The sequence below is a fragment of the Planomonospora sp. ID67723 genome, assembly GCF_015711605.1.
In the GTDB taxonomy this organism is placed as follows: domain Bacteria; phylum Actinomycetota; class Actinomycetes; order Streptosporangiales; family Streptosporangiaceae; genus Planomonospora_A.
This window is the reverse complement of record NZ_JABTEZ010000002.1, coordinates 1143812-1166520: the sequence shown is the minus strand read 5'-3', so window position 1 is coordinate 1166520 and position 22709 is coordinate 1143812. Positions and strand designations below refer to the sequence as shown.

At 72.7% G+C, this 22709-nt stretch carries 25 protein-coding genes; 12 read left to right on the top strand and 13 right to left on the bottom strand.

The features are described from left to right. Positions 1 to 15 precede the first annotated feature (15 nt). The 4 genes from HS041_RS17900 to HS041_RS17885 all read left to right on the top strand — a co-directional run bounded on the left by HS041_RS17900 (position 16) and on the right by HS041_RS17885 (position 3541). On the top strand, positions 16 to 666 hold the full coding sequence (locus tag HS041_RS17900) for a 4'-phosphopantetheinyl transferase family protein (RefSeq protein WP_196441797.1): 651 nt from the start codon (positions 16 to 18) through the stop codon (positions 664 to 666). 55 nt (positions 667 to 721) lie between these two features. Next, entirely contained in the window at positions 722 to 1186 is a 465-nt protein-coding gene (locus HS041_RS17895) for a MarR family winged helix-turn-helix transcriptional regulator (RefSeq protein ID WP_196441796.1), read from the top strand. Between the two features lie 98 nt (positions 1187 to 1284). Next, the gene (locus HS041_RS17890; protein WP_196441795.1) at positions 1285 to 1959 is read left to right on the top strand and encodes an LppX_LprAFG lipoprotein; all 675 of its coding nucleotides are present in this window, start codon (positions 1285 to 1287) and stop codon (positions 1957 to 1959) included. 4 nt (positions 1960 to 1963) lie between these two features. Beyond that, positions 1964 to 3541, top strand: a complete 1578-nt coding sequence (locus HS041_RS17885; RefSeq protein WP_196441794.1) for an MFS transporter — start codon at positions 1964 to 1966, stop codon at positions 3539 to 3541. Positions 3542 to 3574: 33 nt separating this feature from the next. Here HS041_RS17885 and HS041_RS17880 read toward each other — a convergent pair whose 3' ends face one another. After that, positions 3575 to 4399: a helix-turn-helix domain-containing protein gene (locus tag HS041_RS17880; RefSeq protein ID WP_196441793.1), complete on the bottom strand. Its 825-nt coding sequence runs from the start codon at positions 4397 to 4399 to the stop codon at positions 3575 to 3577. Between the two features lie 109 nt (positions 4400 to 4508). On the opposite strand from HS041_RS17880, the gene HS041_RS17875 reads away from it, so the two are divergent. Together HS041_RS17875 and HS041_RS17870 are read left to right on the top strand one after the other, a co-directional pair. Beyond that, complete coding sequence (locus HS041_RS17875) at positions 4509 to 4943, top strand: PPOX class F420-dependent oxidoreductase (RefSeq protein ID WP_196441792.1); 435 nt, start codon at positions 4509 to 4511, stop codon at positions 4941 to 4943. An 80-nt stretch (positions 4944 to 5023) separates the two neighbouring features. Next, complete coding sequence (locus HS041_RS17870; protein WP_196441791.1) at positions 5024 to 6052, top strand: aldo/keto reductase; 1029 nt, start codon at positions 5024 to 5026, stop codon at positions 6050 to 6052. Positions 6053 to 6214: 162 nt separating this feature from the next. Here the strand turns inward: HS041_RS17870 and der are convergent, their stop codons facing one another. From der to pyrG, 11 genes are all read right to left on the bottom strand, one after another. After that, positions 6215 to 7636, bottom strand: coding sequence for a ribosome biogenesis GTPase Der (der, locus tag HS041_RS17865; protein WP_196441790.1), 1422 nt, complete (start codon positions 7634 to 7636; stop codon positions 6215 to 6217). Then, positions 7633 to 8298 carry a (d)CMP kinase gene (gene cmk, locus HS041_RS17860; protein ID WP_196441789.1) on the bottom strand — a complete coding sequence of 222 codons (666 nt, stop codon included), beginning with the start codon at positions 8296 to 8298 and terminating at the stop codon, positions 7633 to 7635. Before cmk ends, der begins: the two co-directional genes overlap by 4 nt. 264 nt (positions 8299 to 8562) lie before the next feature. Further along, on the bottom strand, positions 8563 to 9711 hold the full coding sequence (locus HS041_RS17855; protein ID WP_196441788.1) for a prephenate dehydrogenase: 1149 nt from the start codon (positions 9709 to 9711) through the stop codon (positions 8563 to 8565). Between the two features lie 94 nt (positions 9712 to 9805). Continuing rightward, entirely contained in the window at positions 9806 to 10165 is a 360-nt protein-coding gene (gene aroH / locus HS041_RS17850; protein ID WP_196441787.1) for a chorismate mutase, read from the bottom strand. 77 nt (positions 10166 to 10242) lie between these two features. Continuing rightward, positions 10243 to 11733 (bottom strand): pseudouridine synthase, encoded by a 1491-nt coding sequence (locus tag HS041_RS40070; protein WP_307845349.1) that lies wholly within the window; start codon positions 11731 to 11733, stop codon positions 10243 to 10245. After that, complete coding sequence (scpB, locus tag HS041_RS17840) at positions 11730 to 12332, bottom strand: SMC-Scp complex subunit ScpB (protein WP_374058854.1); 603 nt, start codon at positions 12330 to 12332, stop codon at positions 11730 to 11732. The genes HS041_RS40070 and scpB overlap by 4 nt, the downstream gene beginning before the upstream one ends. A 37-nt stretch (positions 12333 to 12369) precedes the next feature. Beyond that, positions 12370 to 13209: a segregation and condensation protein A gene (locus HS041_RS17835; protein ID WP_196441786.1), complete on the bottom strand. Its 840-nt coding sequence runs from the start codon at positions 13207 to 13209 to the stop codon at positions 12370 to 12372. Positions 13210 to 13350: 141 nt separating this feature from the next. Further along, complete coding sequence (locus tag HS041_RS17830) at positions 13351 to 14298, bottom strand: ParA family protein (protein ID WP_196441785.1); 948 nt, start codon at positions 14296 to 14298, stop codon at positions 13351 to 13353. Between the two features lie 99 nt (positions 14299 to 14397). Further along, positions 14398 to 15327 carry a tyrosine recombinase gene (locus tag HS041_RS17825; RefSeq protein ID WP_196442562.1) on the bottom strand — a complete coding sequence of 310 codons (930 nt, stop codon included), beginning with the start codon at positions 15325 to 15327 and terminating at the stop codon, positions 14398 to 14400. A 12-nt stretch (positions 15328 to 15339) separates the two neighbouring features. Further along, positions 15340 to 15966, bottom strand: a complete 627-nt coding sequence (locus HS041_RS17820; RefSeq protein WP_196441784.1) for an NUDIX domain-containing protein — start codon at positions 15964 to 15966, stop codon at positions 15340 to 15342. Positions 15967 to 15971: 5 nt separating this feature from the next. Further along, positions 15972 to 17642, bottom strand: a complete 1671-nt coding sequence (pyrG, locus tag HS041_RS17815) for a CTP synthase (RefSeq protein ID WP_196441783.1) — start codon at positions 17640 to 17642, stop codon at positions 15972 to 15974. A 158-nt stretch (positions 17643 to 17800) separates the two neighbouring features. Between pyrG and HS041_RS17810 the strand changes: the two genes are divergently transcribed. From HS041_RS17810 to HS041_RS40060, 6 genes are all read left to right on the top strand, one after another. Continuing rightward, entirely contained in the window at positions 17801 to 18511 is a 711-nt protein-coding gene (locus HS041_RS17810) for an acyltransferase (RefSeq protein WP_230879109.1), read from the top strand. 55 nt (positions 18512 to 18566) lie between these two features. Then, positions 18567 to 19709, top strand: a complete 1143-nt coding sequence (locus tag HS041_RS17805) for an NAD(P)H-dependent flavin oxidoreductase (protein WP_196441782.1) — start codon at positions 18567 to 18569, stop codon at positions 19707 to 19709. A 160-nt stretch (positions 19710 to 19869) separates the two neighbouring features. Beyond that, positions 19870 to 20475: a DUF4126 domain-containing protein gene (locus tag HS041_RS17800; protein ID WP_196441781.1), complete on the top strand. Its 606-nt coding sequence runs from the start codon at positions 19870 to 19872 to the stop codon at positions 20473 to 20475. A gap of 176 nt (positions 20476 to 20651) precedes the next feature. Beyond that, on the top strand, positions 20652 to 21272 hold the full coding sequence (locus tag HS041_RS17795; RefSeq protein WP_196441780.1) for a hypothetical protein: 621 nt from the start codon (positions 20652 to 20654) through the stop codon (positions 21270 to 21272). A gap of 65 nt (positions 21273 to 21337) precedes the next feature. Further along, entirely contained in the window at positions 21338 to 21547 is a 210-nt protein-coding gene (locus tag HS041_RS40065; protein WP_307845347.1) for a hypothetical protein, read from the top strand. Beyond that, positions 21547 to 21927 carry a Uma2 family endonuclease gene (locus HS041_RS40060; RefSeq protein WP_307845346.1) on the top strand — a complete coding sequence of 127 codons (381 nt, stop codon included), beginning with the start codon at positions 21547 to 21549 and terminating at the stop codon, positions 21925 to 21927. The genes HS041_RS40065 and HS041_RS40060 overlap by 1 nt, the downstream gene beginning before the upstream one ends. Here the strand turns inward: HS041_RS40060 and HS041_RS17785 are convergent. Beyond that, complete coding sequence (locus HS041_RS17785) at positions 21914 to 22477, bottom strand: hypothetical protein (RefSeq protein ID WP_230879108.1); 564 nt, start codon at positions 22475 to 22477, stop codon at positions 21914 to 21916. The genes HS041_RS40060 and HS041_RS17785 overlap by 14 nt on opposite strands. Between the last annotated feature and the right edge of the window lie 232 nt (positions 22478 to 22709).

Below are 22709 nucleotides of genomic sequence, written 5' to 3'. Positions count from 1 at the left end.
CCTAGTCTGAAGCCCGTGCACGACTCCCTGGTACTGGCCGGCCCCACCGACGAGATCTACCCCGCCGACGGGCCGGCCCTGCTCACCGAGATCGAGCGTGATCGGGCGGCCCGGTTCGTACGGGAGTCCGACCGCCGCGACTTCATCGCCGCCCACGTCCTGGTACGGCGGTGCGCGGCCAGGATCACCGGCGTGCCCGAGGACCGGCTGACCCTGCTCCAGGTCTGCGAGCTGCACGGTCCGGGGCACGGCAGGCCGTACCTCGCCGAGATCCCCCGGCTCGGCGTCAGCCTCAGCCACAGCCGCGGGTACGTGTGCGCGGCGGCGGGCCCCGGCCGGATCGGTGTGGACGCCGAGCACGTCCCGCCGGGCCCGCTCGACGAGTCCCTGGCCGAGCAGTCCCTGGCCGCTGCGGAGCTGCCCCTGGTCGACGGCAACGAGGCGCTGATCCGGCTCTGGGTCCGCAAGGAGGCCCTCGTCAAGCGCGGCGAGCTGAACCTGGACGGCCTGCGCACGACGGACCTGTCCGCTCTCCCCCTGGACCACTCCCGGCGGCCGCGCGCCCTGGAGTGGGAGGGCAGGCACCTGCTGGAGTGGCGGACCGGCCCGGACGGCCCGGACATCATGGCCTGCGCGATCTCCGACCATCCCATCACCTTCGGCTGAGGGCGATGCCCGCCTGAGGCGGAGAGGCCGCCGTCGTCTGAGGTAGGTTCGTTCCATGGACACCGCGGAGCCCCGCTGGCTCACCTCTATCGAACAGCGGGCCTGGCGCACCCACCTGGCCGCCCACAAGCTCCTCGAGCACCGCCTCGACCGCGAGCTGCAGGCTTTCGGGCTCTCCGTCAACGACTACGAGATCCTGGTCCATCTCTCGGAGAGCCCGGAGCAGCGCATGCGGATGAGCGACCTGGCGGACGCCACGATCCAGTCCCGCAGCCGGCTCTCGCACCAGATCTCCCGGATGGAGGCGGCCGACCTGGTCTCCAGGGAGACCTGCCCGGACGACCGCCGCGGCACCTTCGCCGTGCTCACCGCGCACGGCTGGGAGACCATACAGAAGGTCGCGCCGCACCATGTGGCCAGCGTGCGGGAGCACTTCATCGACCTGCTCACCGACGACCAGCTCCGCGAGCTGGAGAGGGCCTACGCCCCCGTGGTGGAGCACCTCAAGAGTCTCCGCTGACCACAGCGTCCCGGTTCGTCCGCGCCGGGGGACGGTGAAGCGAAACCGATACCGGCCGATCCTCCCGCAGTTGACCGGGCGATCGCTACGATCCGGCCATGTCTGCTCGACGGATCTTCATCGCCGCGGTGGTCGCCGCGCTCTCCCTGGTCACCGCGTGCAGCGGCGATTCCGGCGGAAAGGCCGCGCTGCCCAGCGGTCCCGACCTGGTCAAGAAGTCCGCGGAGGCGATGCGGGCCGTCAAGTCCACCGCTTTCACCATGCAGACCGAAGGCACCCCGCCGGTGCAGGTCAAGCAGGCCGCCGGCCGCCTCAGCGCCACCGGCGACGCCGACGGGACCCTCCAGGTCGACATGGCCGGCAGCCTGCTGGAGATCGAGTTCTTCCTGGTGGGCGACACCGTGTACTTCAAGGGCGTGACCGGCGGCTTCCAGAAGATGTCGCGCGGCCAGCTCGCCGCGATCTACGACCCGTCGGCCATCCTCAATCCCGAGAAGGGGGTCGTCCAGCTCCTGTCCAACGCCCTGGACCCGAAGACCCAGGGCGAGGAGAAGGTGGACGGCGCCGACGCCTACCGGGTCTCCGCCACGCTCTCCCAGCAGATCCTCGCCACGATGGTTCCGGGGCTCGCGCAGAGCGTGAACGGCACGCTCTGGATCGACAAGGCCACCAGCCGCCTGCTCAAGGCCGACCTGCCGCTGGCCGGCGGCAAGGTGATCGTCGCTTTCGACGACTACGACGTGCCGGTCCAGGTCACCGCCCCGGCGGAGTGAGCCCGTGGCCTCCTCTCCCTCCGCCTCCTCCCCCGGTGCCCTCCCCGACCGGGGGCGGGCCGCCCGGCGGCGCGTCGCCCTCGGCGTCGGCGGCACCGCGGTGCTGCTCGCCGCGCTGGACGCCTACGTCGTCGTCACCGTCCTCATCGACATCGCCGAGGACGTCGACGTCCCGCAGAACCACCTGGAGCGGGCCACTCCGATCGTCACCGGCTTCCTGCTGGGTTACATCGCGGCCATGCCCCTGCTCGGCCAGCTCTCCGACCGGTACGGCAGGCGCCCGCTCATCCACCTGTGCCTGGCGGGCTTCGCGATCGGCTCGGTCGTCACCGCGCTCGGCGAGACGGTCCCCTGGCTGGTCGCGGGCCGTACGGTCCAGGGCATCGCCGGCGGCGCGCTGCTGCCCATCACCATGGCGCTGGTCGGCGACCTGTGGGACGAGCGCGGCCGCCCGGTGGCGCTCGGCGCGGTGGGCGCCGCCCAGGAGCTCGGCAGCGTGCTGGGCCCGCTCTACGGCGCGGGCCTGGCCGCCCTGGTCCCGGTCACCCTGCACCTCGGCGACGTCCAGCTCGGCGGCTGGCGGGCGATCTTCTGGCTGAACGTCCCGCTGGTGGCCGTGGCGGCGGTGGCCGTGCATCGCTCGGTGCCGCCGCCCGAACGCGGGACCGCTCCCGCCGCCCGCGTGGACGTGGTCGGCGGGCTGCTGCTGGCCCTCTCGCTGGGCCTGCTCGTGGCCGGGCTCTACAACCCCGACCCGAGCCGGTCCGTCCTGCCTCCGTGGGGCCTGCCGGCGATCGCCGCCGGGGTCGTGGCCGGGGCCGCGTTCGTCGTGTGGGAGACCCGCGCGCGGACCCGCCTGGTCGACATGGCCGGGGTGCTGCGCGGCCCGTTCTTCGCCACCCTCGGGGTCAGCTTCCTGACCGGCGCTGCGCTGCTGGTCACGCTCGTGGACGTGCAGTTATCGGCGCAGACGCTGCTCAAGCTGGAGGCGCTGGACGGCGCGCTGGTGCTGTCCCGCTTCCTCGTCGCGCTCTCCGTGGCGGCCCTGCTCGGCGGGGTGCTGGCCCACCGGTACGGCGAGCGCGCGGTGGCGGCCGGCGGCCTGGTGGCGGCCGCGGCCGGCTACGTCCGCATCGGCCAGTGGCCGCTGGACCTGGCCGCCGCCGGGTACCGCATGGACGCCGACCTGATCGTGGCGGGTCTCGGGCTCGGCCTGGTCATCGCGCCGGTCTCCTCGGCCGTGCTGCGGGCCGTCCCGGCCGCCCAGCACGGCGTGGCCTCGGCGGCGGTGGTGGTGGCCCGGATGATGGGCATGCTGCTGGGCGTCGCGGCCCTGTCGGCCTGGGGGTTCCACCGGTTCCAGTCGCTCACCGCCGACCTGGACACGCCGCTGCCGTTCGGGGTGGAGCCCGATGTCTACGCCCGGCGGCTGGCGGAGTACGAGGCGAAGGTCCGGGCCGCCCTGCACACCGAGTACAGCGAGATCTTCCTGCTCACCGCGGTCCTCTGCGCCGCCGGCGCGCTGGTCGCGCTGGCCCTGCCGGGCAGGGCGGGCGGCGAGCCGGCCCCGGCGTCCGCCTGAATCCGGTCTCCCGCCGTCCCACGGAGACCGGATTCAGGGAGTCGAGTTCAGCAGGCCGAGCGCCGCGGAGGCGGCCTCGTCGGCCGGGAGATAGACGATCAGACGGTGCTCGTCGGTGTCGGGCACCTCGAGGCTCTCGTACGCCAGCGACAGCTCGCCCGCCAGAGGATGCGACCACCGTTCGACGCCCGTGCGCCCGGGGAGCGCTCCCGCGGCCGTGAAGCGGTCGCCGAACGAGGCGCCGACGGCGGCGGTCAGCTCCTCGGCGAGGACCGCGGCGTGGAGATCGCCGAGGGACGCCGCGGCCCGGAGATCGGCGGCCCGCTCGTCGGCGACGCGGTCCCAGTCGGGGAAGGCGGCCCGTGCCCGGGCATCGGTGAAGACGAACCGGGCGAGGTTGGGAGGGCCGGCCTCCAGCAGGCCGAGGGGGCCCGCGAGCCGGTCGTAGCCCGCCGTGCGAGCGAGCACCTCGCTCAACCGGTTGACCACCAGCGCCGGAGCCGGTTCGAGCCGGTCGAGCAGCGCCCGTACCGTGGGGCGCACGGTGCGGGTCGGCGACGCGACGTTCTGGCAGGCGCCGCCGGTCGTCGCCTTGACGAGGCGGTGCAGGTGGACCCGCTCGCCGGCGGAGAGGCTCAGGGCGTCGGCGAGCGCGGCGAGGACCTCGGCAGAGGGCCGGCGGTCGCGTCCCTGCTCCAGCCGCGTGAGGTACTCCACACTGACTCCGGCGAGCGTGGCCAGCTCGGCCCGGCGCAGTCCGGGTGTACGCCGGCGCGAGCCGCCGGGGAGTCCCACGGCGGCGGGTGCGACGGCCTCCCTCCGGGAGCGCAGGAACACGCCCAGTTCGTTGCCTGCCATGGCGGGGAGTCTATTGGGCGCGCGCCGCCCCGCTGCGATCGTGGCCCTGCCGGGGCCAGTCTCACCGCGGTCTCCCCGGGCGGGGGCGCGCCCGGCAGGCTCGGGTGCCATGAGTGCATTCACCGACGGCGAAGTCGCCTACCTGACCGGCCAGCCACTGGGACGCCTCGCCACGGTCGGCCGGGACGGCAGGCCCGCGGTCAGGCCTGTGGGGGTCGTCTACGACCCCGAGGCCGAGGCGATCGTGATCGGCGGTGTCGCCGGTTCCGGCATGGCGGGGAGCAAGAAGTTCCGCGATGCGCGCCACCACCCCGACGTGGCCTTCGTCATCGACGACATCGCGGCCGTGGACCCGTGGACACCCCGCGGGATCGAGATCCGCGGGCGCGCGGAGACCTACGACGAGGGCGGGAAGCAGGTGGGCGAGCGTCTCGGCGCGCCGTTCCCGTTCGATCCCGCGTGGATCCTGATCCGCCCGCGGCGGATCCTGTCGTGGGGCATCGACAACGACTCCTTCGCGATGGCGGCACGTGACGTGCCCTGAAGCGGCACGACCCCCGAAACGACGCCGCCCGCCCGGTTCCGGCGGGCCCGAAAGACACCAGACCCGGGAAAGGACCTTCTTTGCGTTACCGACTGCTGGGCCGGACCGGCCTGCGGGTGTCCGAGCTGTTCTTCGGCGCGATGGCCTTCTACGAGCGCGGCGGCCCCGGCGCGCTGCGGGAGCACCGCGCCATGCTCGACGCCTACGCCGAGGCGGGGGGCAACGTCGTCGACACGGCCTCGGCGTACGGCGAGAGCGAGTCCGTCCTCGGTGAGCTCCTCACCGGCCGCCGCGACCGGTTCGTCGTCTCCACCAAGTACACGATCTCCCGTGACCGCCGGGACCCGAACGCCGCCGGCAACCACCGCAAGAACCTCACCCTGTCGCTGGAGGCGAGCCTGCGGCGGCTGCGGACCGACTACATCGACCTGTACTGGGTGCACGTCTGGGACCGCCACACCCCGGTGGAGGAGACGATGCGGGCGCTGGACGACGCCGTGCGCGCCGGCAAGATCCTGTATGCGGGAATCTCCGACGCCCCTGCCTGGCTGGTCAGCCGGGCCAACACCCTGGCGGAGTGGCGGGGCTGGACCCCGTTCGCGGGCCTGCAGGTGCCGTACAACCTGCTCAAGCGCGACATCGAGCGGGAACTGCTGCCGATGGCCGAGGCGTTCGGGATGAGCGTCGCCGCCTGGGGACCGCTCGCCGGCGGCGTACTGTCCGGGAAGTTCACCGGCCCGGACGCACCGGGTGCAGCACCGGCCGCGCGCACCCGGATCGACCCCTCCTCCCTCACCCCCCGCGACCACGCGGTCGCGCGCGCCGTGCGGCGCGTCGCGGACGAGCTGGGCGCCACGCCGGCCCAGGTGGCGATCGCCTGGACCCGTTCCCGCTCCGCCGCCGTGCATCCGATCATCGGGGCGCGCGACGTCGGGCAGCTCGCCGACAACCTGGGCGCGGTCGACGTCGCCCTTCCCGAGGAGGCGATCCGGCTGCTGGAGTCGGCGGCCGAGTTCGAGCTGGGGTTCCCCGGCGACTTCATCGCCCAGTGCGAGGCCGACCCGTGGGTGTTCGGCGAGGCGGCCGCGGAGCCGCGGCCCTCGGCGTGACTTTCCACCTGGCCGACGAGAACGTCACGGCCCCCCACGACACGCGCCACGCGCCGGCCTGCCACCCGGGGTGACACGCGACACCGCCCCGCGAACGGGCGCGAGCCGTACAGGAGCGTCCTGTACGGCTCGCACACCGGGCCCACCGGGCCCGGGACCCGGCTACTTCTTCTTCGCCTGCCTCTTCTCGCGGATCTTCATCGTGACCTCGATGGGAGACCCGGCGAAGCCGAACTCCTCGCGGATCCGGCGCTCGATGAAGCGGCGGTAGGTCTCCTCCAGGAAGCCCGAGGTGAACAGCACGAACTTCGGCGGCTCCGTCGACGCCTGGGTGGCGAAGAGGATCTTGGGCTGCTTGCCGCCGCGGACCGGCGGCGGGGTGGCCGCGACCAGGTCGGTGAGGAAGGCGTTGAGACGGGCCGTCGGCACGCGGGTGGACCAGGAGTCCAGCGCCTTCTCGATGGCCGGGACGAGCCGGTCGACGTGCCAGCCGGTCTTCGCGGAGATGTTGACCCGCAGCGCCCACGGCACGCGGACGAGCTGGCGGTCGATCTCCTTCTCCAGGTAGTAGCGGCGGTCCTCGTCGAGCAGGTCCCACTTGTTGAACGCCACCACCATGGCCCGGCCGGACTCGATCACCAGCGAGATGATCCGCAGGTCCTGCTCGGTCAGCACCTCGCTGGCGTCGATGAGCACGATCGCGATCTCCGAGCGCTCCAGCGCGCCCCGGGTCCGCATGCTGGCGTAGAAGTCGGCGCCCTTGAGCTCGCGGTCGCGGCGGCGGATGCCGGCGGTGTCCACGAAGCGCCAGGTCTTCCCGCCGAGTTCGATCAGCTCGTCGACCGGGTCGCGCGTGGTGCCGGCCATCGGGTCGACGAGCACGCGCTCCTGGCCCGCGAGCTGGTTCAGCAGCGAGGACTTGCCCACGTTGGGCTTGCCGAGCAGCGCGACCCTGCGCGGGCCCCGCTCGGCGCCGAAGCGCTGCGGAGGCGTCTCGGGCAGCTTGTCCAGCACCACGTCGAGCAGGTCGCCGCTGGAGCGGCCGTGCAGCGCGGAGACCGGCTGCGGCTCGCCCAGGCCGAGCGACCACAGCGCGGCGGCCTCCAGCTCCATCTGCTGGTTGTCGACCTTGTTGGCGGCCAGGATGACCGGCTTGCCGGAGCTGCGCAGCACGTGGCCGACGATCTCGTCGGAGTCGGTCACGCCCACCGCGGCGTCCACCACGAACAGGATGACGTCGGCCAGCTCGGCCGCGATCTGCGCCTGCTCGGCGATCCGCAGGGCCATGCCGGTCGCGTCGGGGTCCCACCCGCCGGTGTCGACCACCGTGAACCGGCGCCCGCGCCAGGTGGCCTCGTAGGTCACCCGGTCCCGGGTGACGCCGGGAACGTCCTCCACGACCGCCTCCCGGCGGCCGATGATCCTGTTGACCAGGGTGGACTTGCCCACGTTGGGGCGGCCCACCACGGCCACGACGGGCAGCGGACCGGAGTCCGGCGCCTCGTCCTGCGAGCTGTCTTCGGTCCCCAGATCGGCGAGCTCAGCGTCGATCCAGCCGCGGTCGTCGTCGTATTCCCCAGTCACACTTTTTCCTTAATGACACGCAGAACCTCGGCGATGACCTCGTCGAGGTTCAGCGGTGTGGTGTCCAGCTCGACGGCGTCGGGCGCCATCGCCAGCGGGTCGGTCTTCCTGGTCGAGTCGAGGGTGTCGCGGCGGGCCATGGCGGCCTTCTGCGCCTCCACGGTGGTGCCGGCGAGCTCGGCCGTACGGCGGGCCGCCCGGGCGTCCGCGCTCGCGGTCAGGTAGACCTTGACCGGGGCGCCGGGGGCGACCACGGTGCCGATGTCCCGGCCCTCGACGACGATGCCGCCCGTACCGATGATCTCGCGCTGCTCGGCGACGAGCCGGCGCCGCACCTCGGGCACCGCGCTCACCGCCGAGACGGCGGCGGTGACCTCGGCCGTGCGGATGGGCCCGGCGGCGTCGGTGCCGTCCACGGCCACCGAGGGCGCGTCGGGGTCGGTGCCCATCGTGAGCACCGGCTCCAGCGCCCTGGCCGCGATGGCCTCCGGGTCGGCGAGGTCCACGCCCTGCCGGAGCATCCACCAGGTGATCGCCCGGTACATCGCCCCGGTGTCGAGGTACCGAAGCCCCAGCGCCCGCGCGACCCCGCGGGACGCGCTCGACTTGCCGGACCCCGAGGGCCCGTCCATGGCGACGACCAGCCCGGTCACCGTGTTCATCTCTGGTTCGCTCCACTCGTGGACGCCCGCGCGCGCCCGGCCTCCGCCGTCGGCGCCCGCAGAGCGGCTTACCGCCCGCTTGAGTTGTCCGTACGAGGCTACCGGGAGTGGAGAGGGAACCACGCATCGGCGAAGGCCCGCCGGACCCGGCGCCGTGCCGCCCCCGTCCCGCTCGACCCTTGACCGGTTCGAGGACGCCCGCGCTGAGCCGGTCCCGATGGGCGGCCAACAGCCGTGACCGCCGACCGGCAGGGGCCGGACCGGTCAGGGCAGATGCCAGCCGTGGGCGCGCAGCGCCTCCGACAGCGGGGCCGCCGCCTCGGGCTGCACGAACAGGTCGGCGGCACCCAGCGGCAGGCCCGGGGCGTGCTCCAGGCGGACGTCCTCGATGTTGACGCCGGTCTCCTCGGCCACCTGGAACAGCCGGGCCAGCTCGCCCGGCCGGTCGCCGATGATCACTTGGACGACCGCGTAGGTGCGCGCCGGGCCGCCGTGCTTGCCGGGGATCCGGCCGGTCCCGGCGACGCCCCGGTGGAGCAGGTCGGTGACCGTGCTCATCGCCGTGCCCGCCGCCGCGGCCTCCTCCGAGGGCGGGACCGGCGCGGCGGAGGCGCGCAGCGCGGCGGCCGCGGCGGCCAGGTCGGCCGCGACCGCCTCCAGGACGTCGGCCACCGGGAGCGCGTTGCCCGACAGGATGCCGGTCCACAGGCCCGGGTCCCCTGCCGCGACGCGTGTGACGTCGCGGACCCCCGGCCCGGCCAGGCCGAGCGCGGCGGCCGGGGCGTCGGCGAGCCGGGCGGCCACCGCGGAGGCGGCCACGTGGGGGGCGTGCGAGACGAGCGCGACGGCCTTGTCGTGCTGGACGGCGTCGACCTCGACGGCCTCGCCGCCGCAGAGCTTGACCAGTCCGCGCAGAAGCTCCAGCGCGTCGGGAGAGGTCTCCTCCGTCGGGCACAGGGCCCAGGGCCGTCCGAGGAACAGGTCGGCCCTGGCCGCGGCGGGCCCGGAGCGTTCCCTGCCCGCGAGCGGGTGCCCGGCGACATAGGTGGTCAGGTCGCAGCCGAGCTCCCCGGCCAGCCGGAGCGGGAGCGCCTTGACACTGGCCACGTCGGTGTAGAACCTGGCGGCCCCGGCCCGCTGGAGCTGCGCCAGCTGCTCGGCGACCACGTGCGGGGGGACGGCGATGATCGCCAGGTCCACGGGGCGGCCGGGGTGCCACGCGACGCCCGGAGCCAGGTCCGCGGGACGCCCCGGGTGCCATTCGATGCCCGCGCCCAGCTCCCTGGCCAGCCGTACGGCCGCCGCGTCGCGGTCGGTCAGGTAGACCGTGACGCCCTGCTCGCGCAGGCACAGGGCGATCGAGGTGCCGATCAGGCCCGTGCCGACGACGAGAACGCTCTCCAGGGCACTCATACGAGCTCCTCGGACGTGGAGACCCGCAAGGGGGTCACCGGGGTCGCCGGGGGCAGCGGGGGGCGCGGTGGGCACGAGGGGGTCCACGAGAAAGTCACTGTGCGATGTCCACGCGGAGGGCCACCGCGCCGCGCAGGTAGACGTGCTGGATGTCCTGGCGGGACTTGTCGGTCTCCACGTGGGCCATCAGCCGGACGACGTGGGGCAGCGCGCCCGGCACGTCGATCTCGGAGGCGCAGATGAGCGGCACCTCGTGGAATCCGAGCTTGCGGGCGGCCAGCGCGGGGAACTCCGCCGTCAGGTCGGGGGTCGCCGTGAAGATCACGCTGATCACGTCGTCGGTGGTGAGCCCGTTGCGTTCCATCACCTCGCTGACCAGCTCGGTGACACCGGACAGGATGGCGTCCCTGTCGTTGCCCTCGACCTGGATCGCCCCACGGATCGCCCGCACCATCGTCGTTCCTCCGTACCACTCGCGCCGGATCACCAGGAGGTGATCCGGCGCGTCCCGAACGTGTGTATTCCGGAAGATTACAGCCCGACGGCGGCGTACAGCTCGCCGACCTCCTTGACGGTCAGCGCGCGGACGGTGCCCGGCTTGAGACGGCCCAGCTTGACCGGGCCGAACTCGATGCGCGCCAGGTCGATGACCGGGTGGCCGACCTCCTCCAGCATGCGCCGGACGATGTGCTTGCGGCCCTCGTGCAGGACGATCTCGACCAGGGCCTGCTGTCCGTGCTCCTGGACCAGCGTGAAGGAGTCGGCCTTGGCGATGCCGTCCTCCAGCTCGACGCCCTTCCTCAGGCGGCGGGCCAGGTCGGGCTTGATCCGGCCCGGGACCTTCGCCCAGTACTTCTTCTGCACGCCGTAGCTGGGGTGGGTCAGGCGGTTGGCCAGCTCGCCGTCGTTGGTGAGCAGGATCAGGCCCTCGGTCTCGGTGTCGAGACGGCCCACGTGGAACAGGCGCTCGGTGCGGTCGGCCACGTAGTCGGCGAGGGAGGGGCGCCCCTCGGGGTCGGACATGGTGCTGACCACGCCGATCGGCTTGTTGATGGCGAAGTAGACCAGGTCCGGCATGGTCGGCAGCCGCTTGCCGTCGACGTGGATGATCTGCCGGGTCGGGTCGACCCGGGCGCCGAAGCGGCGGACCACCTGGCCGTCGACCGTCACGCGGCCGTCGCCGATCATCTCCTCGCAGGCGCGGCGGCTGGCCACGCCCGCCTGGGCGAGGACCTTCTGCAGCCGGACGCCGCCGGGGACCTCGGTGGTGTCGCGCTCGTCGGTGTAGTCGCGGTCGTAGAAGTCCGAATCGCGCACGGGCTGGCGAGCGGTCTTGAACCGGTCGTTCTCGATCGCGCCGGGCCGGCGCTCGGCCTTGGCCGCGGGGGCGCGCTTCGGCGTGGCGCGGTTCGGCGTGGTGCGCTTCGGCGCGGCAGGGCCCTGGCCGTACTGGCCGGCGCGCTTGCCGCCGATCGTCTGCACCTCGTCCCGGCGTTCGTTCTTGCCGTAACGGGCCCGGGAACCGCCGCGGTCGTCTCCCCGGGGGGCGCCGCCGCGCGGGCCCTCGGAGCGGAAACCGCCCCGGTCGCCACGGTCGTCACGACGCTCCGGACGGAACCCGCCGCGGTCATCACGACCCTGGGAACGGAAGTCCCTGTCGTCACGGGCGGGAGAGCGGAAACCACGGTCGTCACGGGAGCCGAACCCGCCGCGGTCGTCCCCCCGGGGGGCGCCGCCGCGCGGGCCCTCGGAGCGGAAACCGCCCCGCTCACCGCGGTCGTCACGACGCTCCGGACGGAACCCGCCGCGGTCGTCACGGGCAGGAGAGCGGAAGCCGCGGTCGTCCCCCCGGGGGGCGCCGCCGCGCGGGGAGTCGGAGCGGAAGCCGCGGCTGTCGGAGCGGAAGCCGCCCGAGGACGAACCGCCCCGGGATCCGCCTCCGCGGGGGTTGCCGCCACGCGGGGCGCCGCCGCGGCCTCGACCGCGTCCATCACCGGACGGGGTGCTACGCCTGTTGTTCACTTCTGCTGCTCCTCTAGGGTTTCCACGTCGTCGGGCAGGAAGGGGGCCAGTTCGGGGAGCTCGTCGAGATCCCGCAGGCCCATCCGCTCGAGAAAATATGAACTGGTCCGGTAGAGCACGGCCTGGCTCTCCGGTTCGGTACCGGCCTCTTCGACCAGTCCTCTGGTCACCAGCGTCCGCATGACACCGTCGCTGTTGACGCCTCGGATGGCCGCCACCCTCGCCCGGCTCACGGGCTGCCGGTAGGCGACCACGGCCAGGGTCTCCAGGGCGGCCTGGGTGAGCCGCGTCTGCTGGCCGTCGCGGACGAACCGCTCCACGAGGGAGGCGCACTCGGCCCGCGTGTAGAACCGCCAGCCGCCCGCCACCTCTCTCAGATCGAAACCACGGCCCGCCGCGGTGTATTCCGCCGCCAGCTCGCGCAGGGTCGCGGCGACCTCGCGCGTGGGCCGCTCCAGCACCTGGGCGAGCGTCACCTCGGCGACCGGCTCGTCGACCACGAGCAGGATCGCCTCCAGCCCGGCGCGCAGGTCCGGCCCGCTCCCTCCGGCCTCCCCGACCGTGAACCCGGTCTCCGGCCCGGCCGTGGGTCCGGTCACCGGGGGCTCAGTCACCGGGGGCTCAGTCACCGGGGGCTCAGTCACCGGCTCGGCCATCGGCGGGCTCCTTCCTCACTCGGTCGTCGTAGTCGTCGGCCACCACGACGTCTCCGTCGTCGCTGCCCGTCCAGGTCACGTGCAGGTCCCCGAGGGGCTCCACCTGGTCGAAGGAGACCGCCGACTCCCGGAAGAGCTCCAGGACGGCCAGGAACCGTGCGACGACTTCGAAGGTGCCGGCGCAGTCGGAGGTGAGCGCCCGGAAGGTCGCCCGGCGCAGCCGCCGCAACCGTTCGACAAGGATAACCGCCTGTTCGCGGACGTTGGCGAGTGGTTGGTAGATGTGGGCGACCGAGACCGACGGCGGGGTCTTGGGCGCGAAGGCCCGCTGCGCGATCCGGGCGAGGCGCTCGGGGCCGATGCCGAGGATCAGCTCGGGCAGGAGGTTGGCGAACCTGGCCTCCATCGGCACGGTCCGGGGGAAGCGCAGCGCCTCCTCCGCCATCCTTCCGGCGAAGACCTTGGCGACCTCCTTGTAGGCCCGGTACTGCAGGAGCCGGGCGAAGAGCAGGTCGCGGGCCTCCAGCAGGGCGAGGTCCTCCTCGTCGTCCACCTCTCCGGAGGGCAGCAGCCGGGCCGCCTTGAGGTCGAGCAGGGTCGCCGCGACGAGCAGGAAGTGGCTCGTCTGGTCCAGGTCCCACTCCGGCCCCCTGGCCCGGATGTAGGCGATGAACTCGTCGGTGACCTGGCTGAGCGAGACCTCGGTGATGTCCAGCTTGTGCTTGGAGATCAGACCGAGCAGCAGGTCGAAGGGGCCCTCGAAGACCTCCAGGTGCACCCTGAAGGTGCCGTCGTCGGTCGCCTGCGGCTGCTCGGTCATCCCGCCATTGTGGCGCACCCGTGAGCGGCCGGGGGCATGCCTGAGCAGCCCGGGACGCCCGGGGAGGCGCCACGCGGCCGTACACCGTCCTGAGGTGTGCCGCCCGGAGGGCGCCTCACCCGCCCCGCCCCGGGGCCGGGCTCACCTGCCCTGCGCGTCCCACCGGGCGAGGACCTCGCGGGCCAGCTCGCGGTAGGCGCTGGCGCCGAGGGAGGAGGAGTCGAAGCTGGTGATGGGCTCACCGGCCACGGTGGCGTCGGGGAAGCGGACCGTTCGGTTGATCACGGTGTGGTAGACCTTCTCGTCGAAGGCCTCGACCACCCGGGCCAGCACCTCGCGGCCGTGCAGGGTGCGCGCGTCGTACATCGTGGCGAGCAGGCCCTCGATCACCAGCTCGTCGTTGATGCGCTCCTGGACCTTGATGATGGTGTCCATCAGCAGCGCGACACCGCGCAGCGCGAAGAACTCGCACTCCAGCGGGACCATGACGCCGTGCGCGCAGGCGAGCGCGTTGATCGTGAGCAGGCCCAGGGAGGGCTGGCAGTCGATCAGGCAGACGTCGTATTCGGGCAGCAGGGGCTTGATCACCCGGCCGAGCACCTGCTCGCGGGCGACCTCCGTGACGAGCTGGACCTCGGCCGCGGACAGGTCGATGTTGCTGGGCAGCAGGTCCATGTTCTCGACGCCGGTCTCCAGCAGCACGTCCTCCGCGGTGACCTGGCGGTCCATGAGGAGGTTGTAGACCGTCAGGTCGAGCTGGAGCGGGTTGATCCCGAGCCCCACCGAGAGGGCTCCCTGCGGGTCGAAGTCGACCAGCAGCACCTTCAGCCCCGCCTCGGCCAGCGCCGCGCCCAGGTTGATGGTGGTGGTCGTCTTCCCCACACCGCCCTTCTGGTTGACCATGGCGACGACGCGGGCCGGTCCGTGGACCGTCCGCGGGCGCGGGTCGGGGAACACCGGGCGGGGCCGCCCGGTCGGGCCGAGAATTCCCCCGCTGCGAGGGGCCCCGGCGGTCTTGGTGTCCCCCCAGGGATTCTCGGGGTTTCCGGGGGCCGTACCCCGGATAGAACCGTCGGTGGTCACAGTCACCAGTCGAACCTCCCTGACGGTCTCGAACCGGACCGTCCGGACGGACACTATGACGACAACACGTATGCGGCAAGACGGCACGCCCGGCCGCAACGGCAGTCAGCGCCGCCCACGCGGGTGCGCCGCGGCGTATATCTCCCGGAGCCCGTCGGCCGTCGCCGGGGTGTGCACCTGGGTGGTGGTCACCGCCGAGGCACGGCCGAGTAGCTCCTGGACCACCCTAACGTCCGCGCCGCCGTCCAGGAGGTGCGTTGCGAACGAATGCCGCAACATGTGCGGCGACACCCCGGCCAGCCCCGCGCGCTCGGCGGCGGCCTGGAGGACCTCCCAGGCGCCCTGGCGGGTGAGCCTGCCGCCGCGGGCGTTGAGGAACAGTCCGGAGGTGCCCCGGCCGTGGGCGGCGATGCCCGGGCGGGCCCGGGTGAGATAGGCCTCCAGCGCCTCCCCGGCGAAGCGCCCGAGCGGCACCGGGCGGGTCCGCCCGTCCTTGCCGCCCAGTCTGACCTGCGGGGCCGCCGGGTCGAGGTCGACGTCGTCCACGGCGAGGCCGACCGCCTCGGAGATGCGCGCGCCGGTGCCGTACAGCAGTTCCAGCAGGGCCCGGTTGCGCAGCGTGAGCGGGGCCCCGTCGGGGCCGGAGGCCGCGATCAGCCGCTCGACCTCCTCCACCCCGATCGCCTTGGGCTGGCGGCGGAGCTGGCGCGGCAGACGGATCCGGTAGGCCGGGTCGTGGCCGGAGACGCCCTCGCGCAGCGCGAAACGGTGCAGGCCGCGGACGGCGGACACGGCCCGCGCCGCCGAGCTGGCGACGAGGGCCCGATGCTCGTCGTCGCCCTCGCGCAGCGCGGCCAGGAAGGCCGTGACGTCGTCCTCGGCGACCCCGCCGAAGGTGACGTGCCCCCGGTTCTTCAGGTGCTCCACGTACCGCACGAGGTCACGGCGATAGGAGGCCAGGGTGTTGGCGGCCAGCCCTCGCTCCCCCGCCAGGTGGGCGAGGTAGCTGGAGAGCACGGCCTCCGTCTCGCTCAGGGTGTCCTCCCGTCATGCCTCCGGCGCGTCGGCGGGCCGCAGCGAGGCGAAGCCGTCCGCCGAGGCGGCGTATGCGGCGAGGATACCGGCCACGGCCTGGGAATTGTGGATCATTCCTCCCAGGGCGCGCCGGACCGCGTCCGCCAGGGGGATCCAGACCACCGGCATGTCGGCTTCCTCGTGCCTGCGCACGTAGTCGAGCTCCTCGGCGGGGATGGGGCTGACGTCCCTGGCGAGGAAGATCCGGGTGCGCTCGTTCGTCATCCCCGGCGAGGTGAAGGCGTCGACGAGGGTGTGCCAGGTCGTGGCCCGGTAGCCCGCCTCCTCGGCCAGCTCGCGGGCGGCGTTGACGTGCAACGGCTCGTCCTCGACGTCCCGCAGCCCGGCGGGCAGCTCCCAGAGCAGGCGGCGGGCCGGATGGCGGTACTGCCGGATCAGCAGCACCCGCTCCCGCCCGTCCAGCGCGACCACGGCCACCGAGCCGGGGTGGGTCACGTAGTCGCGGTCGACGACGTCGCCGTCCGGCATGACGACCGCGTCGGTGATCCCGGAGATGACGCGGGCGCCGAAGTGCCGGGTGGTGGAGACGACCTTCCACTCCTCGGGGGCGTCCTCGACGTCCCGGAAGCCCTCGGTCACGTCGCTCACTTTCCCCGCCCGGCCCTGGCGACGGTGCCGCGCCCGTCGGCGTAGGTGAGGGCGGCGCCGATGAGGCCCTTGAACATCGGGTGCGAGCGGGTCGGCCGGGAACGGAACTCGGGGTGCGCCTGGGTGCCGATGAAGAACGGGTGCACGTCGACGGGCAGCTCGGCGTACTCCACCAGGCGGCCGTCGGGCGACAGGCCCGAGAAGACCATGCCGGCCTTCTCCAGCTGCTCGCGGTAGGTGTTGTTGACCTCGTAACGGTGGCGGTGGCGTTCGTCCGCCTTGGCCTTGCCGTAGAGCTGGCGCGCCAGGGAGCCCTCGGCGAGCTTGGCGGTGTACAGGCCCAGGCGCATGGTGCCGCCCATGTCACGCTCGCCGGAGACCACGTCCTCCTGGTCGGCCATGGTGGAGATGACCGGGTGGGCGGTCTCGGGGTCGAACTCGGTGCTGCCGGCGTCCTCGATGCCGGCGAGGTTGCGGGCGGCCTCGATGACCATGCACTGCATGCCGAGGCAGAGGCCGAGCAGCGGGATGCGGTTCTCGCGGGCGTGGCGGACCGCGCCGAGCTTGCCCTCGATGCCGCGCACGCCGAATCCGCCGGGGATGAGCACGCCGTCGACGCCGTCCAGCTCGCGCCCGGCGCCCTCGGGGGTCTCGCAGTCGTCGCTCTTGACCCAGCGGATGTTGACCCGCGCGTCGTTGGCGAAGCCGCCCGCGCGCAGCGCCTCGGTGACCGACAGGTAGGCGTCGGGCAGGTCGATGTATTTGCCGACCAGCGCGATGGTGACCTCCTTGGCCGGGTGGTGCACCCGGCGCAGGAGCTGCTCCCACTCCTTCCAGACCACGTCGCGGAAGGGCAGGCCCAGGCGGCGCACGACGTAGGCGTCCAGCCCCTCGGAGTGCAGCACCTTGGGGATGTCGTAGATGCTCGCCGCGTCGACCGCGGAGACCACCGCGTCCTCGTCCACGTCGCACATGAGGCTGATCTTGCGCTTGATCGCGTTGGTGACCGGGCGGTCGGAGCGCAGGACGATCGCGTCGGGCTGGATGCCGATGTTGCGCAGCGCGGCGACCGAGTGCTGGGTCGGCTTGGTCTTCAGCTCCCCGCTCGGCCCGATGTACGGCAGCAGCGAGACGTGCAGGAAGAACACGTTGTCGCGGCCGACCTCGTGGCGGACCTGGCGGACGGCTTCCAGGAAGGGCAGCGACTCGATGTCGCCGACGGTGCCGCCGACCTCGGTGATGACCACGTCGACGTCGGGACCGGCCATGGACCGGATGCGGTCCTTGATCTCGTTGGTGATGTGCGGGATGACCTGGACGGTGTCGCCCAGGTATTCGCCGCGGCGCTCCTTGGCGATGACGTTGGAGTAGACCTGGCCGGTGGTCACGTTGGCCGAGCCGTGCAGCTCGGTGTCGAGGAAGCGCTCGTAGTGGCCGACGTCGAGGTCGGTCTCGGCCCCGTCGTCGGTGACGAAGACCTCGCCGTGCTGGAACGGGTTCATCGTCCCGGGGTCGACGTTGAGGTAGGGGTCGAGTTTCTGCATCGTGACCCGGAGGCCACGCAGCTTGAGAAGGCGTCCCAGGCTGGAGGCCGTCAGTCCCTTTCCGAGACTGGAGGCGACGCCGCCGGTGACGAACAGATGCTTGGTGTGTGCGGCGCTGCGCAAGAAGTCTCCCGTGGTCGTGACAGATCAGTCGGCGCACCCTGATGGGCGGCCTACAGGTCCACGGGCTCTCAGATTATCAAACCGCGCCCGCGAGGTGCCCGTACACCCCCTGCCCCCACGTTCCGCTCTTAGCTGACCAAGGAGTAACTTGGGCCTTTATGTCGCTTCGTGACCTGGTACGGCGGGCCGCCGGCACCCTCATCCACCGCTGCTGGAGCGCGATCCGCGCGGCCGGTGCGGTCAGCCCGGCCAGCCCGGCCGGTTACCGGTTCCGCCGCCTGGGCGACGGCACCTGCCTCTCCTTCCCCGTCGGCGCGATCTTCGGCGAGGCCTGGATCGAGATCGGCGATCACACCCTCGTCGGCGAGCGCGTCTCCATCTCCGCGGGCATGGGGCCGGGGGTGGACCTGGGCCCGGACTCGATCGTGCGGATCGGCGGGAGCTGTTCGATCGGCCGGGGCAGCCACATCGTCGGTCACCAGTCGATCGACATCGGCGACCACGTGTTCACCGGGCCGTACGTCTACATCACCGACCAGAACCACGTCTACGACGACCCCGAGGTCCCGATCGGCCGTCAGTGGCCGCGCAACAAGGCGGTCTCGATCGGCTCGGGCTCGTGGCTGGGCACCGGCGCGATCATCCTTCCGGGCACCCGGATCGGCCGCCAGTGCGTGGTCGCGGGCGGCGCGGTGGTCCGCGGCGAGTTCCCCGACCACAGCGTGATCGCGGGCGTCCCCGCCAAGGTCGTGCGCCGCTACACCCCCGGCGACGGCTGGCAGCCGCCCCACCTCAACGGCGCCCGCCTCCCCGCCCCGGGGAGGACCGTGGCGGAGGGGGCCGTCCGCCCCGCGCTGGACGCCGTCTGATCCCGGGCCGCCCCGCCTCTGGACCGAACAAGGTTCTGGGAACTACGGTCGCGGCATGCGGACCGCGATCTGTGAGATGTTCGGCGTCGAGTTCCCGCTCTTCGCCTTCAGCCACTGCCGCGACGTGGTCGCCGCGGTGACCAACGCGGGCGGCTTCGGGGTGCTCGGCGCCGTCGCCTACTCCCCCGGGCAGCTCGACACCGAGCTGAGCTGGATCGACGAGCGCGTCGGCGGCCGGCCGTACGGCGTGGACGTGCTCGTCCCCGGCGGGATCGACGCCTCCGTCGCCGATCGGGGCACCCGCCTGGCCGACTTCATCCCCGAACGCCACCGCGACTTCGTGGCGCACCTGTTCGCCAAGTACGGCGTGGGCACGATGGAGCCGCTCTCCGACTCGTTGTCCGCCTACGCCGACGAGGTGGGCAGGAGGATGACGGCCGAGGGCGCGGGCGGGCTGGTCGACGTGGCGCTGCGGCACCCGATCGGCCTGATCGCCAGCGCGCTCGGCCCGCCGCCGCCCGAGATGACGGCTCGGGCGAGGAGGGCGGGAGTGCCGGTGGCCGCGCTGGTGGGGACCGTCGAACACGCCCGGCGCCAGGTCGCCGCCGGAGTCGACGTCATCGTGGCGCAGGGGTCGGAGGCGGGCGGGCACACCGGCGAGATCTCCACCATGGTTCTGGTCCCCCAGGTGGTGGACGCCGTGGACGTCCCGGTGCTGGCGGCGGGCGGGATCGCCGACGGCCGCCAGATGGCGGCCGCCCTCGCGCTGGGCGCCGAGGGAGTGTGGTGCGGCTCGGTCTGGCTGACCACGGAGGAGGCCGAGACGCCGCCGTCGGTCAAGCGCAAGATGCTTGCCGCCACCTCCTCGGATACCGTGCGGTCGCGCTCGCGGACCGGCAAGCCCGCCCGGCAGCTGGCCTCCGCCTGGACCCGGGAGTGGGACGAGGCCCCGCAGAGCCCGGGTCCGCTGCCGATGCCGTTGCAGATGCTGCTCGCCGAGGGGGCGATGGCCAGGATCGTGCGGGCGGCCGAGAGCGGCAACCCGGGCGCGCGGGAGCTCGCCGGCTATTTCGTGGGCCAGGTCGTCGGGCAGCTCGACCGGGTGAGACCCGCCCGGCGGGTCGTCCACGACATGGTCGAGGAGTTCTCCGCCGCCGTCGGGCGGGCCCGGGCCGTCCTGGGCCGACCCCCGGAGTGAGGGGCGGGCCCGGGCACGCCCCTCGTCCCGCTCCGGGGAGCACCGCTCGCAATGCGGGGAAGTCGCGAGGGTTCCGGCGGATTTCGGATCTCACCGGGACCGGCGGGATCCATCCCCGGCCGGCAATCGTTGGAAGGGCGAGGACAACCACGGAGGTGCGATGCTCGCCGCCCTGACCGGCCTGGGCCTTTCCACCGCGGCCGGGCTCAACGCCTACATCCCGCTGCTGGTGGTGGGCCTGCTGGCCAACTTCACCGACCAGGTACGGCTGCCGCAGGATTTCGCCTGGCTGGCGAACGGCTGGGTGCTGTCGATCATCGGCGTCCTGCTCCTGGCCGAGGTCGTGCTGGACAAGGTCCCCGTGGTCGACAGCGTCAACGACATGATCCAGACGGTGGTCCGCCCGGCCTCCGGCGGCGTGGTGTTCAGCGCGACGGAGGCCGCGGCCCGCCTCGACGGCTCGACGTGGATGAGCGAGCGCCCCTGGGTGAGCTGGGTGCTCGGCATCGGGGTCGCGCTGGCCGTGCACGTGATGAAGACGACCGCCAGGCCCGTGGTCAACGCCTCGACCGCCGGGGTGGGCGCACCGGTGGTGAGCACGGTGGAGGACGCCGGCTCGCTCGGCATCAGCCTGGTCGCGGTCTTCCTTCCGGTCCTGGTCCTCGCGGTGGTGGCGGCCCTGGCCCTGCTCGCCTGGTGGGTGCTGCGGAGGGTACGGCGCCGCCGCCGCCGCGTGCCGGGCCGCGGCCGAGCGCGTCCCGGCTGACCGCGGCACCCCGACGCCCCTCGGCGCCCGGCACCTCGACCGGTTCGCGAGCAGGGGGCGCCGACCGGGCGGGAAGGGACGCGCGCCATGCGGCGGTCCGTCCGCGGTCTCCGGAAACCGCGTGCAGGCGGATAGGCGGATATGCTCGAAAGACCTCGAACGACCCCCACCGGGAGGTGGCTCCGATCGGCACTTTCCTCACCATCGCCCTGGTGATCCTGCTGTTCCTCCTCATCCTGGGAGGGGCCGGCATCTACCTTCTGGTCAAGGTGGGCAAGAAGGCCACCAAGAAGGCCCGGAAGGTGACGACCCGGGTGGTCTCCCACGTGGCCGCGATGGACCCCGGCGACGCCGGCGAGGCCGAGCGCATGCGGCTGGACCTGCGCCGCGAGGTCTCCATCACCCGCCAGGCCGTCGACGACGCCCTGCAGGGCGGCTGGGGCCTGGGCGAGCTGCCGCAGCTGGTGGCCGAGATCGGTTCACACGCCGACCAGCTCGACGCCCAGCTGAGCCGCTACGCCCAGCAGAGCCGCGTCTCGGCCTACGTCGACCACGCCACGCTCTCCCGCCTGCGCGAGCACCACGCCAAGCTGACCGCGGCCTGCGCGCGGATCCGCGCCGACCTGATCAACGACCAGATGGCGCACTCGGCGAGCGGCATCGACGAGATCCAGAGCCGCACCGACCTGGAGATCGAGGCCCGCCGCCAGGCTCCGGTCGCCGACCCCCTGGACCAGATCGACGAGCTCTACAACCGCACGATGATCGACCGCGCACGCCCGGAAGAGCCCCGCTGACGACTACCTTCTGTGGCATGATGAACACGTAATGTCGACCTCAGCTGCCATGGAGGAGGTCAAGGATGACCACGGCGTTGCCCGAGTGGTTCTATCCGGGCCCGCCCGGCGGGTGGATGGCCGACATGCTCGATCGTCTCCCCGCCGACGCGCCCCGGCACGTCGAGCTGATCGATGGGTCGCTCATCATGATGCCGCCGCAGACGGCATTTCACATGCTCATCATCAATCTGTTAATCGACAGAGAACACGGGTCAAGCCTTCCCCCGATCTGATGGTCGTACGAGAGATGACAGTGACTCTCGGATTACGCCAGCGTCCCGAGCCTGACGTCATGGTCGTCGAAAAGTCCGCGATGACAAGCCTCCACGTGACTTCCTTCAAACCGGAGGACGTGCATCTCGTCGTCGAAGTGGTCTCACCGGAATCCGTCGAAAGAGACCGGACCACCAAGCCCATCAAGTACTCGGACGCGGGAATCAAACATCTCTGGCGAGTGGAGCAGGAAGACGACCGGGCCGTCGTCTACACCTTCGAGCTGGAGCCGGCGGTGAAGGCCTACGTTCCCACCGGCGTGCACCGCGGACGGCTCCGCACGGACATCGGCTTCGACGTGGACATCGATCTCGATCTGAGCACGTTCATCCAGGGCTGAGATCGCCGTAGGCCTCCGCCAGTTCCTCATAGGTCGCCCCGGCGTTGATCCTCGCGCGCATCGCCTGGGCCTGCGTCGTGGTCGGCAGGAAGCCCTCCAGCAGGGCGGGCAGGCCCGCGCGCCAGCCCAGCACCGCATGGGGCGACTGCCGGTGGGCGGCGCGCACCACGGAGACGCCGACCCGGACCGCGTGCTCGTTGCCCGGGGGCACGCCCGGACGGTCGGTCTCGATCGCCGAGTAGCGGAAGCCGTCGGCCAGGTCGCACGGCGGGCAGCCTCGAGGACCCCGGCCCAGCCGCGAACCGCACCCGGCGCACGTCAACCGGTCCAGGGCGGCGTCCACGACCCGCCAGTCATGCCGGTCCGGCTCCTCGGCGACCATCCCGGCGATCGCCGTCTCCTCCTCCGGAGACGGCTCCGCCCTACCGAACTCGCGCCGCAGGAACGCGCGCCAGCCCTCCTCGACGAGACCGTCGAGGAGGGCCCGGCAGCGGGCGCAGCCGGGGGCTCCGCCGTACTCCGGGCACCCGCACTCGGCACAGCTGCGCATTCCGCTCCCGCCTCCGTCCTGATCCCCGAACCCGGCGACCATATCCGTCGGCCTCGCCCGCGGGCGAGCGGTTTACCCGCCCGGGAACGCCGCCTCCCGGGGGCCGGAAAGCGGCGTCTCCGGGCCGAGACGACGCCGGTGACCGGAGGAGCGCACCGCGGCCGCGGGGAAGCGCCCCGGATCGAGAACCGGCGCCGCGGCCGGGCGACGAGAACGCCCGGACCGGCGGAGA